Source organism: Mesorhizobium sp. BR1-1-15, assembly GCF_020165475.1.
Lineage (GTDB): Bacteria > Pseudomonadota > Alphaproteobacteria > Rhizobiales > Rhizobiaceae > Mesorhizobium.
Genome location: NZ_JAIUIF010000031.1, coordinates 1 through 16,200, shown reverse-complemented (window position 1 = coordinate 16,200; position 16,200 = coordinate 1). Strand labels below are relative to the sequence as shown.

Here is a 16,200-nt window from a genome sequence, read left to right as displayed (position 1 = left end):
ACAAGGACGGCACCATGATGCTGCTCGGCGACGCCAAGAAGATGACCGAGGAAATCGTCAAGGCCATGGATCACTGAGATTGATACGCCCGGCAAGGCGATGAAGCGGGAAGGGCTCCAGCCACTCCAAGCCTGCTCATTCCAACGCGGCGCAGTCTGCGGCCCTCGGCTACGATCGTCACGGTCGCATGGGTCATGACGATTTCCCACCAGCTGCTGGCGGGCGTGACGCTTGCCTTGGTCGAGTGGGGTTCCGCAATATTGGCGGCGATATGTGGGTGTAGCGAAAGATTCTCAATCGCTACCTCGTGTGGCACCCGGTTCACCGTCTGGTGGGAGTAGAAGGGCACGGGCTCTTGACACCCATACCGCACAGCCTTCTGGTCTGGCGCAGCTTTCCGGGGAACCGCCGGGTCCGGAATCGTACGTCAGGCAGACCGCTCTGCGGACTAAACCGACAGACGGATTCGGCATGCGCAAGCCGGCGTCCATTGTGCTCAAGGGTCAAGTGCGACAGGTACGTTCAATGAACCCACAGCTTACAGACTTACACTCGCTCCTGTCGTCCATGGCCGATGCCGGACTGGCGAGCCGCGAGGCTACGCGGGGTCTTTTCGGTGAGAGCACGGCCTCGCGAGCCTCCGACCTGCACCGCCTGATCGAAGCGCAGATCGTCGACGCCGATGCCCTCGCAGGCTTCCTGTCGTCCTATTATGGCGTGCGGCTTCTCGACCGGCACCAACTCGCCGACTACAGGCCCGTCGCGCAGAATCTCTCAAACCGATTTCTTGTGGAGAACTGGATCGCGCCGCTCACGGCGCCTGACGGGAGCGCCGTCATAGGGGTTCTCCACCCCGGAGACGCAGACCCGATAGAGGCGCTGCGATCCGTTCTCGACGGTGACGTCGAGGTCTGCGTGGTTCCCGCACCCGACCTGGAATCCTGCTTGGAACGTCTTTCCGGCACCCAGGACGTTGCCCAGGCCACCGGCGAAGGAGCAACCTCCGAAGCGGCTATCGCAAGCCTGCGGGATCTCGCGAGCGGCGCGCCGGTTGTGGTTGTCGTCGACGACATCTTCCGGCGCGCGCTCGACCTGAGGGCAACCGACATCCACCTCGAACCGATGCGCGGACGGCTCGTGATGCGTTTCCGTATCGACGGCGTCTTGCGGATCATGCCTCCGCCGCCGCACGAAATGGGCGATGCGATCGTGTCGCGAATCAAGGTTCTCGCCGGCCTCGACATCACCGAGCGCCGCAAGCCTCAGGATGGTGCGATGCGCCTTCCCATCGGCGACCGCGAAGTCGAACTGCGCGTTGCCACCCTCTCCTCCATCCATGGCGAGACCGTCGTCATGCGCATCCTGCACCGCGACAGCGTCCTGCTCGATTTCGCGGGCGTGGGCCTGGATGACCAGGAACGGCAGACGCTGAACCGGCTCCTTGAGCACACCCACGGAATGATCGCCGTCGCCGGCCCGACCGGCAGCGGCAAGACGACGACGCTCGCCGCCGCGCTCTCGAAGCTAAACGATCCGGGCCGCAAGATCGTGACCATCGAGGATCCCGTCGAGTACCAGATCCCCGGCATCGTGCAGTCGCAGATCAACTCGGCGATCGGCATCACCTTCTCATCCGCGATCCGGACGTTCGTGCGACAGGACCCCGACGTGATCCTGGTCGGCGAGATACGCGACGGCGAAACGGCACGGGCCGCCGTCCAGGCAGCGCTCACCGGACACCTCGTTCTCACCACCGTCCACGCGAACACCGCTGCGGCGGCCTTCACACGTATGCGCGACCTGGGTGTCGAGACCTATCTGCTGGTCGGCGCCGTGCGCGGCATCATCTCCCAGCGCCTGTTGCGGCGGCTCTGCGATCACTGCAAGCAGGAAGGAATTCTTTCGACCGAGACTTTCTCCTTCGACTCGCGCTACCAGGCCGTCGGGTTCTCTCCGGGCCAAAAAATATTCAACGCAGTGGGCTGCGGCCGTTGCAACGGCACGGGGTATCGAGGCCGCATCGCCGTGTTCGAGATCCTGGTTCTCGATGAGGCTATCATCGAGCTCGCTTCACAAGGGGCAGACCACTCCAGGATCGAAGCGCTCGCGCTGGAGCGGGGCATGAGCACGATGGCGCATGACGGTGCCAGGAAGGCAGGGCAAGGTCTCACCTCGCCGGCGGAGGTGCTCAGGGTCACCGGGTTTCGCTGAGCGCATCCATCCACGGACGCACCTGCCTCCGACCAGCGGACTGGCGGTTGGCATTGCCTCCGCGGGACTATTGCCCGCCACCCTCGCCTTGATAGGGCTCGATGCTGTCGCCCTCCAGGACGTAGCCCGAAGCAACTTCGCTTGAACCGTCCACAAAGGAGAGGTCTTTCCTTTCGGACTGCACGCGCATCGTGCCGGTTATCATCACGCCCTCGAACAGGGCCGCAGGCGCGTACGGAGCAGTGGATTTCAAGTAGATCACCTGGTTCGGCGGCGGTGGCGGCTCATGGATGCACGCACCGAAATAGGGGACAAGCAGGAACTCCGTCGTACCGTTCGGATCAAAATCCAGGGGCAGCAGATAGCCGGCGATGGCTACCCGCTCGCCGTCATATTTCTTCTCGGTAAGCGTTCCACGCCTCCCGATCTCCGTAGCCCAGGTTACGTATCGTTCGTAAAGCTTATCAAGATCGACGCCTTGCGTTGCGAGTTTTTCCCTGTCGACGTCGACCCTTTTCTTGGCTTCGTCGCGCTGAAGGGCAAACTCTTCGCTCAACTCGCCCGACGGGTGACCTTTCCAGTATAGGACATTTCTCAGGGCCTCCTGCTGCTCAAAAGGAAGTGCGTCCGGGAAATTTGCCAGCGGTTCTGTCGGCGGGATCAGCATCTCCCATTTCAGCTGGGTTGCGGCCTCGCTGAATGCCGCGCCGCAGCCCGCGCCCAAAACGGCCAGGATGAGAGCGATGCAGCGCAACATCGACCTCGCGTTGCCGAGGAATCCGGAAGTCTTCATGTTCTCACCATCATGCCATCTGCGAGTGACATCCTGTAGGCGCGACAGGCCGGCAGGAACCCGGCGGCCATCCCGCCGATCAATATTGCCAACAACAACAGGGCATCGGTCGTGGACGGAGGCTGAATGCCGATGTCGACGCCGAACTGTCTGTCAACAAGCGGGCGGGCCACCATCAGGACCGCATAAAGTGCCGCCGTACCGATTGCGATTCCCGCCACCGTCAGCAAGGTAGCCTCTCCGACAAGAAGGCCTGCAACCGTGCCGGGTCTTGCCCCCAGCGAGCGCAATATCGCGATCTCACGCCGTCGTTCGTTGAGCGTCGACAGGATCATTGCCGACAAGCCGAGCATCGAGGTCACCACGACCATCGCTGAGACGCCAAGCAATGCGGTCTCGGCGGTGGCGACCAGTCCCCACATCTCCTGCAAGGCGACCCCCGGCAGCACAGCCGAAAGAGGCTCGGCCCTGTACTCGTTCACGCCGCGCTGGAACCCGATGACTTGCAGGCGCGACTTCAAGCCGATGATCGCGGCGGTTATCGCCCTCGTAGGAAGCGACATCTGCCGCAGACGGTCGGCCGGTGTAACTTGTCCCGGGATCCGTGAACCGGACCGCCAGTCGACATGAATGGCCTCGATAGCCTTGAGACTGACATGGAGGGATTTGTCCACCGGCGTGCCGGTACGTGCCAGTATGCCGGACACGCGAAACGGGAGGTCGTCATGCTGCGGCCCAAGCGAGCCCGCACCGTGCGCGACAGTGATCTTGTCGCCGATGGAATAGCCAAGCCGGCTCGCAACATCCGAGCCGAGGACGACATCGAACAGGTCGTCAAAGGGTGCGCCTGCAGCAAACGTCAAGGCCTGGCCGCCGCGATATTGGAAGTGCTCGAAGTAATCCGGAGTCGTCCCGATGACGCGAAAGCCGCGATGGCTGTCGCCAAGTGAAAGCGGAATTGCCCAGGCTACCTGCGGGCGCGAAACGATGTCCTGGTAGCTGCGCCAGGTGACATTGTTGGTCGCGTTGCCAATGCGGAACACCGAGTAGAGAAGGAGCTGCATGGCACCCGATCGGGCGCCAATGACCAGATCCGCACCAGACACGGTCCCGGCAAAGCTGTCTCGCGCGCCACTGCGGACTTTCTCGACACCGAGCAGAAGCATGACGCTGACGGAGATCGAAAGGATCGTCAGCAACACCGTGATCCAGCGGTTGCGCAGCGATTGCAGAGCGAGACGTGCGACAATCATGCCCGGGCTCGGCTTTTCGACGTTGTAAGGATGTCGTTGAGATGGATCGCCCGCGTGAAATGCTGCGCCAAGCGGCGGTCGTGACTGACCATGATCAGAGTTGCCTTTGTGGCCTCGATCTGGCCGAACAGCAGGTCGAGAAAATCCTGCTGCCGATCGTCGTCGAGAGCCGATGTAGGCTCGTCGGCGACAACAATATCGGGGGAGCCGATGAGCGCCCGCGCCGTCGCGACGCGTTGCTGCTGACCGACGCTCAGGGTGGCCGCCGTCTGCTGCCCGATATCCGCCGGAAGTCCCAGGGCCGACAAGAGGCGCCGGGCTTCGCTCTCCGCGCCTCCCGCGGCATTTGCGCGGGCGCGACGTTCCGGTGCGAAGCTGAGCGGTAACAGCACATTGTCGATGACGGCGCCGTAGGGAAGAAGATTGAACATCTGAAAGATGATGCCAAAATGTTCCGCCCGAAACCGATCGCGCCCGCTGCCGCTCAATTCGTCAAGCCGTTGCCCGAGGACTTCCAAGCGCCCAGCTTGCGCCAACGCGATGCCTGTCAGCAAGCTGAGGAGCGTCGATTTTCCGCTACCGGATGCGCCAAGCAGCAGAAGACGTTCGCCGCGGGAAACTTCGAACTCGCCGATTGAGAGGCAAAACGGGTCTCGCGCGTTCCACCTGTATTCGACGCCGTGCAAGCGCACGGCGTCCGTCGCGGCGTCCGCGTTCATCTCATCTCTCCAGATAGCGCGCCTCGCGGGACACCTCGAAAGCGGTCTGTCCATTGGCATCGACGACCGTCACGCCGAGTTTCCAGGATCCGGCGAAGCGATCGAAGAAGGGGAAGTCGAGCCACGCGGCCTGGGCAGTATCCGCGCAGGCGAGAGCATAAGTTGCTCGGAACTCGGTGTGATGGGCCCCGTGCTCTTCAGAACCCGCGGCCTCACCAGCCTCCGCGGTAGCAGGGTGGTCCTCATGTTCTTCCGCGACGACTTTGACGTCGGCGGAGGTGACGGTGCACCCTGCGGAGTCGGGCATCGCGAAGAGCTTCAAGGGTTCCTTAAGGTCGGCGAGCGCGGTCTCGACGGTGCTCTTCTGCTCCGCGGTTTCAGCTTCGTGCTCAAACCCGACAATATCCATGCCAGGGGCAGCGAGCTCCATCTGAACATTGTTGGCCTCGAAAGCGATCGCCAATGTCCCGTGTCCATGAACATGTGGTCCAAGCTCTCGACGATCTTCTTCTGCGTGCGCCGTCGAAATAACAATAAACATGCCAGCGGCAAACAACGTCCCGGTGTGGTGATGCAATCCCATCTCTGTCTCTCCAGATCGATATGGTCATTAGCCGCCATCACAAGTTTCGGCGCGTGGCGCGACCGCGAGAAGCGGCAGTTCAGCCATCCATTCAAGCTCGCGGAGGGCCGCGGATATCGTAGTGTGAAGAGAGTTCTATGGTGTCCGGGCGCGCCGCAGTCGCGACCCAGTCGATCGTGTAGAAGGTTAGCTCGGAAAGGACATGAACTGCCGGAGGCGCCGGCAGTGCGGCTCCCATGGAGCCGATGATGCATATGTCACAACGGCCCTGGGACTTGTCGTCGTGGTGCCCCGACGCGGGCCCTTCTCCGGATCCTGCGAGCGACCGCTCGAAGCTGGATAAGAGCAAGCCGTTTCTATGCGTCGGGCCATCGATGTGTCCGAAAGCAAATGCGATATGGAAGAGCATGCCAAGCAATGTCACCCAGGCCATCGCCTGAGATCGTCGCAGCCATTCCGGCACAGTGAGTTCGCCTGGTGTCATCCTGCAGGATGTCCTGGTTCAAGACATGTGAGGAGGCCTTCGGGGCGCGCCGCTGAAGGTCTTGAGATACTCGGCTTAGTTGATTCGTCGAGAGCGTCGTGTGCCCTGTGACGGTTGTAGCGATGGGCGAAGGCATTGACGAAGGGCTGCCGCTTGTCGATCTGGTGCGGCAAGTTTCGCGGCAGGATCGAAGCGACGATTTCGAGGCGTGCGTCTGGCTTTTTCTCTCGCTTCTTGCCAATGGCTGCTGGCACGTTGGCCTCCCAATCCGCGAGCATGTCTTCGAGGCATGCTTCAACGAGCTTGTTGTGGGCCCCTTCGGGCCTGCCTGCCGGGTTTCCGGACTGGCCTGGCTTGAACGGCCCCCAAGGCTGTTTCGGTGCTGTTGGATCAGCCATCTTCCTCAGCGTCGAATGATAGCGATGCCGTTAAAGCGGCACGTCGATGGTGGCGATGGACGCGGTGGCGCGCCCGGCGCTACACCATCCTGGACAATTCGCCACTGATCTGTTTCGCCGTTTGACGCACCAGCCTTGCGCAGAGCTCGTGGCGCCGAGCGTCGTGCCGGTACACCGGCATGCTGATGCTGACCGCTCCGATCGGTTCCCCCGAACGATTGAAGATCGGGCTGCCGAGACAGCGGATATCCGGTTCGTTCTCCTCGTCATCGAACGCGAACCCTTGCTCGCGCGTCCGCTTCAACTCATCGAACAGCGCTTCGGGTGTCGTGAACGTCTTGGCGGTATGGCGTCTCAGATCCAGGCTCTTGATGACTTCCAACAGCCGCTGGTCTGGCAGACCAGACAGCCACGCCTTACCCACGGATGTCGAGTGAAGTTCAACCTGGCCGCCAATGCTGGTTTTCATCTGAACCCTGCTGGAGCCCACCAACTTGTCTATGTAGACCATCCGGTTATTGCTAGGCACCGCAAGGTGAACCGCCTCATCGGTTGCGTCGCGGAGCGAAACCAGAAAATCCCTAGCGATCGTCCGCAAGTCGGAGTCCTCCCAGGTCTTGGCAGCAAGCTGGAGGAGGCGCGGCCCCAAGCGGAACGTTCCACCCTCTCCCGATTGTGTGATGAGTCCCTCCGCCGTGAGCGCCGAAACGAGACGGTAGACCGTCCCCCGGGGAAATGGCGCGCACTTTGTCAGTTGGGCAATGTCCAAGGTTCCAGGGGCATCCGCGATGATCTGCAGCACCGTGATGAACTTCGAGAACGAGGCCGCTCCCTGCACGTGAGTAGAAGCTCTCTCATCGGCTTCGTCCTGGAGCTCACTTAGGCCCATGGCGCATCTCCTTGCAAGCTTGACAACGAAACATGGTGGTACTACACGCTTTTGGACAAGCTGTCCATATTGTAGTCAGCGTCGTAGTTTCGGTTCTAGCCGTGTGATCGAGGAGGATCAACGGCAAACGCACTTGTGGCGAATTTGAATGCATCGGGACGTCCGTATCTTCCGCGAGAGGGTATGGGAATTTCTGTGGGAGAGGAAGCAGATGACCAAAAAAGGATACTGGGTTGCAATGGTCGATATCGCGGACCATGAGGGCTATAAAGAATACATTGCCTTGAACAAGGCAGCGTTCGACAAATACGGGGCGTCCTTCGTCGTTCGCGCGGGAACGAGCCAGGTCATGGAGGGCCCTCACGCGAACCGCCTGGCGGTCATCGAGTTCAAGGACTACGAGACCGCTCTCGCCTGCTACAACTCTCCAGAGTATCAGACGGCGATCAAGGCCCGCGAGAAGCATGCCAAGGCACATCTGGCCGTGGTGGAAGGTGTCTGACACCGGAAGCTCGCCCGGGACCTCCTACTGGTTGGAGGGATCGTTGGCTTTACCCCTGCGCTGTTCGACCGGATGAGCAGGACAGGCCTTCATCACGCGATTGGGTGTTTCTACCCCATCAGCATGCTGGAGGCTCCCTGCTCACGGTCTGCGGATTCTCGTCAGAGTGCCGCAAGGATCGATGCATGCGCGCACAACCTTTTGGGAGCAGTTATGACCACGCCGTTACAGTGGCTTTTCAAGGCTTTTGACGTCTTCGTCGTCGTCGGCATGGCCGTCATCAGCATCCTAATCTTTACAAATGTCGTGCTACGCTACGGCTTCAGCTCAGGCATTCCGTTTGCCGTTGAAGTCTCCCGTGTGGTTCTCGTCTGGATCATCTTTATGGGATCCGTGGTGGCCCTAGCCAAGGGCGCGCATCTCGGCGTCGACTCATTGGTGGTCCGGTTGCCTCGCAGGGCGCGCTTCGTCTGCTTTCTTGTTTCATACGGCCTGATGCTCTGGTGCTGCTGGCTCCTGGCACAAGGCAGCTGGTCACTCACCGTGATCGAATGGGGCAACGTCCAAGCACTGTCGGGAATTCCCGTCGGGGCCATCTACGCCGCGGGTATCACCGCTGCCATCATGATGGCTCTGATCCTCCTTCTTGATCTGTGGCGCTCGCTGCGCGGCATCCTGCCCGCCCCATGGTCGGGAGCAGAGATCGATGTGCCGCCACCGGCCGTGTCCCCCGCGCTAGTTTCGGAGAAAACACCGTGAGCGGCTTGGTCTTCATAGGTTCACTCCTCGGTGCAATGGGCATCGGGATTCCCATTGCCTTCGCTCTGATGCTGTCGGGGGTTGCGATGATGCTGCTGATGGGAAATCTGGATGCTCAGATCCTCGCGCAACGGCTGGTCAATGGCGCGGACAGTTATCCGCTGATGGCGATCCCGTTCTTTCTCATTGCTGGCGAGCTCATGAACGCCGGCGGCCTCTCCCGCCGCATCGTGAACGTGGCCCTGGCGCTCTTCGGTCACATACGTGGCGGCCTCGGTTACGTGGTCATCGGCACGGGCTTGCTGATGGCCAGCCTCTCCGGATCGGCAATCGCGGATACGGCGACGCTTGCCGTCATGCTGATCCCTCTTATGCGCGATGCGGGCTACAGCATGAGTCGCGCCTCGGGCTTGATGGCGGCGACGGGCATCATTGCCCCCGTGATCCCGCCCTCTGTCGGATTCATCATCCTGGGCGTCACCGCAAACATTTCCATCGTCGGCTTATTCCTCGCCGGAATCGTGCCAGGGATCCTGATGGGGCTGAGCCTAGTGGTGACTTGGTGGATCGTCTCCAGAAAGGAAACGTCGGCGGTCCAGCCCAAACTCCCGCGCAGGGACATCCCGAAAGCCATTCTGACCGCCGGTTGGGCGTTGATGCTGCCGGTGATTATCCTGGTCGGACTGCGGTTCGGCATCTTCACCCCCACGGAGGCCGGCGTCGTTGCAGCCTTCTATGCACTGTTCGTGGGGCTGGTTGTTTATCGGGAGCTGACGCCGCGGCTGCTCTTTGACGCGCTGCTCGACGCCGGTCGAATGACGGCAGTAATCATGCTGCTGGTGGCAGCCTCCGTGGTCACCGGCTTCATGATGACGATCGCCAGTCTGCCCGCCCAGCTCGTTACTCTCCTCAGTCCTTTCATCGATATGCCGATCCTGCTGATGGCCATGATCGTTCTGGCGATCTTTGTCATCGGCATGGTGCTCGATTTCGCACCTTCGATCACCATACTGGTACCCATCCTCATGCCGCTCGTAACGGCGGCCGGGATCGACCCGATCTATTTTGGGGTCATGTTCATCATGACCGCCGCGGTCGGCATGATTACGCCCCCTGTCGGAACTGTCCTCAACACGGTGTGCGGAATCAGCAAAGTTTCAATGGGGTCGGCCCTGAGAGGTGTGTGGCCTTTCCTTCTGGCCGAGATGGTCCTCATCGTGCTGCTGGTTCTGTTCCCGGCATTGGTGACCGTGCCAGCGGGCTGGTTCCATTGAGAATCCCAACCGTGGAGGAGTTAGGCTGAACATTCGACGATGGCTTTGCCGCCCATGCGAGCAGGGCCTCAACGACGACGTCGGCGGGGCCCTGACGCGGGAGGAGTTGCAGCCGCTGGCGCAGGCCAATGTCGAATCGCGGCATAAGTTCGAGTTCTTCACCTACCTCGGGCTGACCGAGGTCGACGAGGTGTACGGTGTCCAAGCGGGAAGCAGAAAGCGTGCCCTGTGGTTTTCAAGCGTCATAGAACGGTACTTTCCCGAGGCGGCGGGCGTAGGCTTGGGTTGGGTGTGTAGGTGAGGGTAGGTCGGCAAGGCAGCGCTCCAAATGCCTGTTCCGTGTGGGTTCGCAGAGGCGCGGCGGCCTGCGTCCTGGCGGTAGTGGCCGCGTGTACCTCCACTGGTGATTATCTTGGAGACGTTGCCGCGCGGCCGGATGCCCTGGACAAGGTCGCGAACGCAGATTTGAGTGCGCGCAAGCCTTCCGGCGGCGGTTTTCTGTCGAGGCTCGGCTTCGGCCGCACGCAGAACAACCGGCAGGGTGAAGTATACTACGGATACCAACAGCAGCTGACTGCCGGCGAGCGCAAGTCGCTCGAGCGGCTGAGCGGCGAAAAGTTCGAGGTCAACCTCGAGGGGGCCGAGATCAAGGTCGCGGCCCGCACGGTGCTGGGCGAGGTGCTGGGGATCAGCTACTCGCTCGACCCCAGAATCGCGGGCAAGGTATCGATCACGACGTCGAAGCCTACGCCGGCCGCGGAAATCCTCACCATGTTCGAGTCCGCGCTGCACAGCAGCGGCGTGGCCATGATGCGCGAAAGCGACCGTCTGCGGCTGATACCTGCGAACGAAGCGTTCGGAGCCGCCCAACTCGATCCGGGCACCACCATCCAGCCTGGCTACGCCGTCACGGTGTTTCCCCTGAAAAACGTTTCCGCCAGCACGATCCTGCCGCTGCTCGAAAACTTCGTCGCCCGTCCCGGCATGGTGCGCGAGGATCCCAGCCGCAACGCGTTGATCTTCCAGGGGACGGCGGCGGAGCGGACTGCGGCGATCGAAGCAGCGCGCTCTTTCGACCAGGACTGGCTGGCCGACCAGTCAGTTGGCATTTTCCCTGTCAACAATTCCAGCGCCGCCACCATGATGCCCGAGCTGACCCGCGTGCTCGACATCGGGGAGGGCGGTCGCGGACGCAACACGATCAGGGTCGAGCCGATCGAGCGCAGCAATGCGATTCTGGTGGTGGCGAAGACGCGCAACCAGTTGCAGCGCGCGGCGAGCTGGATCGAGCGGCTCGACCGGATCGACGCGTCTGCCTCCAATTTGCGGGTGTACAAGGTCCAGCACCTGGAGCCACGGCGCCTTGCATCGATGGTCAACGAAATATTCAACGGCGCCCCGGCATCGTCGGCTTCGGAAGACCCGGCCTCGCAGTTTCCGCCCGGCTCGCAGGCCGACGGCCAGAATCAGGGCGCAAACGGTTCGCAGGCGGCCACTGCGACGCCGGATCAGCGCATGGCGGATAGCCTGCCGGCCCCCGCTGGCGAAACCGACCAGCCTATCCCGGGCGGTGGTGGGTCGCAAAGCGGCGTGCGCATCGCCGCGAACCCGGAAAACAACACCATTCTCATCTACGGGCGGCCCGACCAGCAACGGCTGATCGAACAGGCGATCACCGCACTCGACAGGCCGCAAGAGCAGGTCGCTATCGAAGCGACGATAGCCGAGGTCACCCTGACCAACGAGCTGCGCTATGGCGTGCAGTTCTTCCTGAAATCCAATGATATCGGCGTGGGCGGCAACCACGGATCGGTCGGTCTGTTCCAGGAAGCCAGCAAGGCCGTGCTGTCGCGAACGCTTCCGGGCTTCAACCTGCTGCTTGGCCCCGACACCGAGCCGCGCGTTGTCATCGATGCGCTGCGCGGCGTTACCGAGGTCAAGGTGCTTTCCTCGCCCTCGGTGGTGGTGCTCGACAACAAACCCGCCTTGCTGCAGGTCGGTGATGAAATACCGATCGTCACCCGCACCGCGCAGTCCGTCACCGATCCCGAAGCGCCGGTCGTCAACAACGTCGAGTTCCGCGATACCGGCGTGATCCTGAAGGTTCTGCCCCGGATCACCGGGAACGGCACGATCAGCCTCGTCATCGAACAGGAGATCAGCTCGGTCCAGCGCAGCCAGGCCCAGTCCCTGACGCCGACCATATCGCAACGAAAGGTCAGCTCGACCGTATCGGTCACCAGCGGCCAGACCGTGATGCTCGGCGGACTGATCAGCGAACGCCAGCAGCGCGGCCGCGACGGTGTGCCGGTGCTTGGCGATCTGCCCGTCATCGGCGACGCCTTCCGGAGCAACCAGAACTCCGCGACGCGGACGGAGCTGATCATCCTGATCCGGCCTCAGGTCATGAAGGACGGCATGGATGCGCAACATGTGGCGGAGGAGATGCGGTCGCAATTGCGGCTGATGAACGAGCCATCCAGAAACGTGCCGCTTCGGCGGCCGGCCAAGACGATGATCGAATGAAGATTCTGAGGGCGCGGCGTCGGTCTACCGCCGCCGTCGCAGTCGCGCTCGCCGCCGCTACCGTGCCGGCTGTCATGGGAAGCCCCGCATTCGTCGTCGCTTCGGCGCTTGCGCTATGCCTTCTGGCCGCGGCAATCGCGGTCCATGATCTTGCGTCTTTGCTCATTCCTGACCGCTACACGGCCGGCATCTTGGTCGTCGCGCTCGCCGACTGGTGGTTCGAGGCGAGCGATTTCGCCGCGCTGGCCTGGCGCATCGGGCCGGGGGGCGTCCTGATGCTCCTGCTGTGTCTGTTCGACGTCACGTATGGGAGGCTGCGCGGCCGCGACGGCATAGGCTTCGGCGACATCAAGCTGATCGGTGTATCCACCGTCTTGGCCGGGCTGGCCGGCGTCGGCGCCCAGATCCTGCTTGCTTCGGTCGCGGCTTTCATCTTCAGCATCATCCGCGCGGTTCGCTTGCGCCGCCCGCTCCGTGCCGCGGCGCGCGTTCCGTTCGGAACGTTCCTCGCGCCGGCACTGGTCATCATCTGGGCGTGGCTGCCGCCGCATGGTGATCACATTGCTTGAGCCGGGGAGCGAAGTCTTGATTTCGACGCGATCGTGGCGTCACCTTTCGTGGCGAAGCATGGGGCCGAAATGGGTCTTGCGGCAGTGGGCATGAACTCGGCAACGACCCGGCGAGGTGCAATCCTCGTCAGCGTCCTGTGGATCATGATTTTTCTGGGATTCCTTGCCGTCATACTTCGCGTGCAGATGACCGGGGTCGTGGCCAGTGTGCGCGTCACGGAAGACAAGGCGTCGGCGCGCATTCTGGCGGAAGCCGGGCTGTCGCAGGCCGCGGCCGAGATCCGCGCTGGCCCGCCCGACAGTGTGGGCAAGCTGAGCGATCAGATTTCGTCCACGATCACCCTGCCGGCCGGGGTCGCTTCCATCTCTGCGAGAAATGAAGCATTGCGGATCGATCTCAACACCGCCGAGCGGCCGCTGATCGTTGGCGCGTTGCGAGCCGCCGGCGCCGCTCCCGGAACCGCGGAGGATCTGGCGACAAAGATCATCGGCCACCGCGCCCGGCCGACTCCGGCGAACGGACAGCCGGCCGGTTCCGCTCCGCAGCAGGCTGGAAACGACACAAAGCTGTTTCAGACGGTCTCCGAATTGGCCGCCTTCCCGGGAATAACGCCCGACATGGCCATCGCCATCGAACCCTATGTCACCGTCTCCTCCGGATTGGCCGGCGTTCGCCTGGAAGCGCTCGATGATGGACTGCTGGGCGACATTCCTGGCCTGCCGCCGTCGGTGCGAAAGGCGATCAAGGATTTCCACGCCGGCCGTCTGTCGCGCGAGCAACTCGATCAGTCGCTGGCGGGGGTGACCTTCAACACACTGAAGCCGGCACCGAGCTGGCGCGTCGATCTCAGGACGACCCTGCGGTCCGGCTACAGCGAATCTTTCGAGGCATTGATACTTGTATCGAACGCGGACGAGGCACCTTACAGAGTGCTTGACTGGCGTCGCGCGGCAATTGAGCTGGAATGAATGCCCGTGGATGGGGCGCGACTGGTCTCAGCAGGAGTGCCAGGCCAGCCTGGCACTCCCAGCGGAATATCCCGACCGCGGAGCATCAGAGCCCCCCGGACACCGTGATCAGGGTGCCTGTCATGAACCCCGCGCCAGGAGACGCAAGCATCAGGGCCGCGCGCGCGATGTCTTCAGGCTCCGCGATGCGCCCCATGGGGGTTGCCGCCGCAATCCTGGCTGGTCGCTCGGGGTTTCCGCCTTGTGTGTGTATCCGCGTGTTGGTGGTCCCGACACGTATGGCATTCACACGGATGCCCTCCGGCGCCAGTTCTTTCCCCGCGCCGATGGAGATGGATTCCACTGCACCCTTGCTTGCGGCATAATGCACATATTCGTTCGGGCTGCCGAGGAAGGCGGCGAGCGAAGACATGTTGATAATCGTCCCGCCTCTGCCGCCCTTGCGGTTGGACATGCGTTTCGCGGCTTCCTGTATACAGTACATGACGGCGAAGACGTTGGTCCTGAAGGTGTTTTCCAGCACCGCGGGCTGCAACTCATCGATTCTGCAGGCTTTCCCAATGATCCCGGCATTATTGACCAGGCAGGTCACTCGCCCCAGTGCATCGTCGCAGGCACTGAACAGGGCCTCGATGTCCTCCCTCTTGCCCACGTCTCCCTGTACCGCGATGGCGCGGGCGCCTGCGGCGTTGCAGTGCTCAACGACTTCGGATGCAGCGGCAGCATCCGAAAGATAGTTTATGCAAACATCGTAGCCTTCAACGGCGAACAGCCGCGCCGTTGCGGCACCGATGCCGTGGCTTGCGCCCGTTACGATCACGATCGGTCTCACGGAATTACCTCCTCGCTCCTCCTTTGAGGGCATTCGCAGCCTAGAAAACGGTCTCAAGGATCGCGGCGTAGTCTTCCTTGGTCAGCGAACGTGGATTTGTGGGATGGCTGTGGTCTGCAATGGCTCGCTCACACACCCAATCGATGACGTGCCGGGGCACCCCCAGTTCGGACAATCTGGGCGTAATGCCAAGACTACGGTTCAACCCGTCCAGTGCATCTGCGAGCGTTGTATGTTCAAGTCCCGCCAGGCGCTCGAGGTAGTCGACCTTCTGAGCCACGGCTTCAACTTCCACGTTCCACCGAAGGACGGTCGGCATCAGGATGGCGTTGAGCGTCCCATGATGGAGCTTAGCCTCCTTGAGACCGCCCAATGCATGGCTAAGCGCATGGACGGCGCCAAGCCCCTTCTGAAACGTCATGCCCCCTTCGAGGGCACCCATCATGAGTTCGGTCCGCGCCTCCGCGTTCGCGCCGTCTGCGTAGGCGACAGGCAAAGCCTTCCAGATCCGTTGGAAGCCGTCGGTGGCAATTGCCTCGGCAGGCGGATTATAGCGGGGGGAAAGGTACGTCTCGATACAATGCGACAGTGCGTCGAGCCCTGTCGAGGCCGTCAGAGCCGGGGGGAGCCCCATCGTCAACCCCGGGTCACAGATCGCCCTGCGCGGGATGAGGTGCGGGCTGATAAATCCGAGCTTCCGGCCGTCATCCAGTGTGATCAGTGCCGCGCGTCCAACTTCGGACCCCGTACCCGCCGTTGTCGGGATGGCCACAAGCGGCGCTACCGCGCCGGTGATGCGTGCGAGCCCGCCCAGGATCGCTGCATAACGCTCAAGTTCACCATCGTGCGTGGCAAGCAGCGCCACGCCCTTGGCCAGGTCGATCGGAGAGCCTCCGCCAATCGCCACTACCCCATCGCAGCCGCCTTGCCTGTATAGCGCGAGACCGGCAGCAACTGCGCTCTCAGTCGGGTTGGAGGGAACGTCCAGGAAGATCGGCGCTGTTCTCAGGAACTCGAATACCGGACGCTCAAGCAAACCAGCGGATTTGATGCCGTGATCGCTGATCATCAAAGGGCGGGACACGCCGAGTTCGTCCAAAATTTCTGCCAGTGACTCGGCTGCTCCAAGCCCGAAATTGATATTTGTAAGGTAGTTTATATTGTTCACGCTGCCACTCTCCTTGACATTCCGCACATGCATCGCTGCAGCCACCGCCTGGCATTCGGCACATTCGTGCAGCCGGTGAATACGAACGCGCGACCTTTTGGAATCGCTCAGTCCATAATATGGACAACCTGCCCAAGCATTAGGTGGAACTGCACACTTGTCAAGCTCCCCCTTTTTGTTGCGGCGTTCCCGCCGCCTGTCGGTAGCTAATCAAGTTGTCCGGTTTGGTAGCACATGATCTGTCCGCTTCTGTTTTGGCGTCGAAGCGGTT

15 protein-coding genes are annotated in these 16,200 nt (G+C 62.0%); 7 read left to right on the top strand and 8 right to left on the bottom strand.

Annotated features, from left to right (window positions below; translation table 11 throughout):
* Positions 1-525: 525 nt before the first annotated feature.
* The gene (locus LB541_RS28335) at positions 526-2,211 is read left to right on the top strand and encodes a GspE/PulE family protein (protein WP_181172770.1); all 1,686 of its coding nucleotides are present in this window, start codon (positions 526-528) and stop codon (positions 2,209-2,211) included.
* A 67-nt stretch (positions 2,212-2,278) separates the two neighbouring features.
* Here the strand turns inward: LB541_RS28335 and LB541_RS28330 are convergent, their stop codons facing one another.
* From LB541_RS28330 to LB541_RS28305, 6 genes are all read right to left on the bottom strand, one after another.
* A complete protein-coding gene (locus LB541_RS28330; protein ID WP_140560833.1) occupies positions 2,279-3,004 on the bottom strand; it encodes a DUF3299 domain-containing protein in 726 nt (241 codons plus the stop codon).
* Entirely contained in the window at positions 3,001-4,206 is a 1,206-nt protein-coding gene (locus LB541_RS28325) for an ABC transporter permease (protein ID WP_224620102.1), read from the bottom strand. Before LB541_RS28325 ends, LB541_RS28330 begins: the two co-directional genes overlap by 4 nt.
* A gap of 47 nt (positions 4,207-4,253) precedes the next feature.
* Positions 4,254-4,976 carry an ABC transporter ATP-binding protein gene (locus LB541_RS28320; protein WP_140560832.1) on the bottom strand — a complete coding sequence of 241 codons (723 nt, stop codon included), beginning with the start codon at positions 4,974-4,976 and terminating at the stop codon, positions 4,254-4,256.
* Position 4,977: 1 nt separating this feature from the next.
* Positions 4,978-5,559, bottom strand: coding sequence for a DUF2796 domain-containing protein (locus LB541_RS28315; protein WP_140560831.1), 582 nt, complete (start codon positions 5,557-5,559; stop codon positions 4,978-4,980).
* A gap of 480 nt (positions 5,560-6,039) precedes the next feature.
* On the bottom strand, positions 6,040-6,441 hold the full coding sequence (locus tag LB541_RS28310; RefSeq protein WP_140560830.1) for a DUF5681 domain-containing protein: 402 nt from the start codon (positions 6,439-6,441) through the stop codon (positions 6,040-6,042).
* A gap of 79 nt (positions 6,442-6,520) precedes the next feature.
* Positions 6,521-7,330: an IclR family transcriptional regulator gene (locus LB541_RS28305; protein WP_140500977.1), complete on the bottom strand. Its 810-nt coding sequence runs from the start codon at positions 7,328-7,330 to the stop codon at positions 6,521-6,523.
* A gap of 211 nt (positions 7,331-7,541) precedes the next feature.
* Here LB541_RS28305 and LB541_RS28300 point away from each other — a divergent pair, with 211 nt between their 5' ends.
* The 6 genes from LB541_RS28300 (at position 7,542) to LB541_RS28275 (ending at position 13,929) form a co-directional block, all read left to right on the top strand.
* Entirely contained in the window at positions 7,542-7,832 is a 291-nt protein-coding gene (locus LB541_RS28300; protein WP_140558623.1) for a DUF1330 domain-containing protein, read from the top strand.
* 213 nt (positions 7,833-8,045) lie between these two features.
* Complete coding sequence (locus LB541_RS28295; protein WP_181165438.1) at positions 8,046-8,591, top strand: TRAP transporter small permease; 546 nt, start codon at positions 8,046-8,048, stop codon at positions 8,589-8,591.
* Complete coding sequence (locus tag LB541_RS28290; protein ID WP_140560829.1) at positions 8,588-9,865, top strand: TRAP transporter large permease; 1,278 nt, start codon at positions 8,588-8,590, stop codon at positions 9,863-9,865. Before LB541_RS28295 ends, LB541_RS28290 begins: the two co-directional genes overlap by 4 nt.
* A 465-nt stretch (positions 9,866-10,330) precedes the next feature.
* Positions 10,331-12,391 (top strand): type II secretion system secretin GspD, encoded by a 2,061-nt coding sequence (gene gspD / locus LB541_RS28285; RefSeq protein ID WP_181172769.1) that lies wholly within the window; start codon positions 10,331-10,333, stop codon positions 12,389-12,391.
* Positions 12,388-12,960 (top strand): prepilin peptidase, encoded by a 573-nt coding sequence (locus LB541_RS28280; protein WP_224620101.1) that lies wholly within the window; start codon positions 12,388-12,390, stop codon positions 12,958-12,960. The genes gspD and LB541_RS28280 overlap by 4 nt, the downstream gene beginning before the upstream one ends.
* A 90-nt stretch (positions 12,961-13,050) precedes the next feature.
* Positions 13,051-13,929: a type II secretion system protein GspK gene (locus LB541_RS28275; RefSeq protein WP_181167615.1), complete on the top strand. Its 879-nt coding sequence runs from the start codon at positions 13,051-13,053 to the stop codon at positions 13,927-13,929.
* Between the two features lie 85 nt (positions 13,930-14,014).
* Here LB541_RS28275 and LB541_RS28270 read toward each other — a convergent pair whose 3' ends face one another.
* Both LB541_RS28270 and LB541_RS28265 read right to left on the bottom strand, forming a co-directional pair.
* Positions 14,015-14,761: an SDR family oxidoreductase gene (locus LB541_RS28270; protein ID WP_140525786.1), complete on the bottom strand. Its 747-nt coding sequence runs from the start codon at positions 14,759-14,761 to the stop codon at positions 14,015-14,017.
* A 40-nt stretch (positions 14,762-14,801) separates the two neighbouring features.
* Positions 14,802-15,929 carry an iron-containing alcohol dehydrogenase gene (locus tag LB541_RS28265; protein ID WP_224620100.1) on the bottom strand — a complete coding sequence of 376 codons (1,128 nt, stop codon included), beginning with the start codon at positions 15,927-15,929 and terminating at the stop codon, positions 14,802-14,804.
* Positions 15,930-16,200: the final 271 nt, after the last annotated feature.

Coding starts and splice junctions, on each gene's coding strand:
- LB541_RS28335 (WP_181172770.1), top strand. CDS start 526: ATGAACCCACAGCTTACAGACTTACACTCGCTCCTGTCGTCCATGGCC.
- LB541_RS28330 (WP_140560833.1), bottom strand. CDS start 3,004: ATGAAGACTTCCGGATTCCTCGGCAACGCGAGGTCGATGTTGCGCTGC.
- LB541_RS28320 (WP_140560832.1), bottom strand. CDS start 4,976: ATGAACGCGGACGCCGCGACGGACGCCGTGCGCTTGCACGGCGTCGAA.
- LB541_RS28315 (WP_140560831.1), bottom strand. CDS start 5,559: ATGGGATTGCATCACCACACCGGGACGTTGTTTGCCGCTGGCATGTTT.
- LB541_RS28310 (WP_140560830.1), bottom strand. CDS start 6,441: ATGGCTGATCCAACAGCACCGAAACAGCCTTGGGGGCCGTTCAAGCCA.
- LB541_RS28305 (WP_140500977.1), bottom strand. CDS start 7,330: ATGGGCCTAAGTGAGCTCCAGGACGAAGCCGATGAGAGAGCTTCTACT.
- LB541_RS28300 (WP_140558623.1), top strand. CDS start 7,542: ATGACCAAAAAAGGATACTGGGTTGCAATGGTCGATATCGCGGACCAT.
- LB541_RS28295 (WP_181165438.1), top strand. CDS start 8,046: ATGACCACGCCGTTACAGTGGCTTTTCAAGGCTTTTGACGTCTTCGTC.
- LB541_RS28280 (WP_224620101.1), top strand. CDS start 12,388: ATGAAGATTCTGAGGGCGCGGCGTCGGTCTACCGCCGCCGTCGCAGTC.
- LB541_RS28275 (WP_181167615.1), top strand. CDS start 13,051: ATGAACTCGGCAACGACCCGGCGAGGTGCAATCCTCGTCAGCGTCCTG.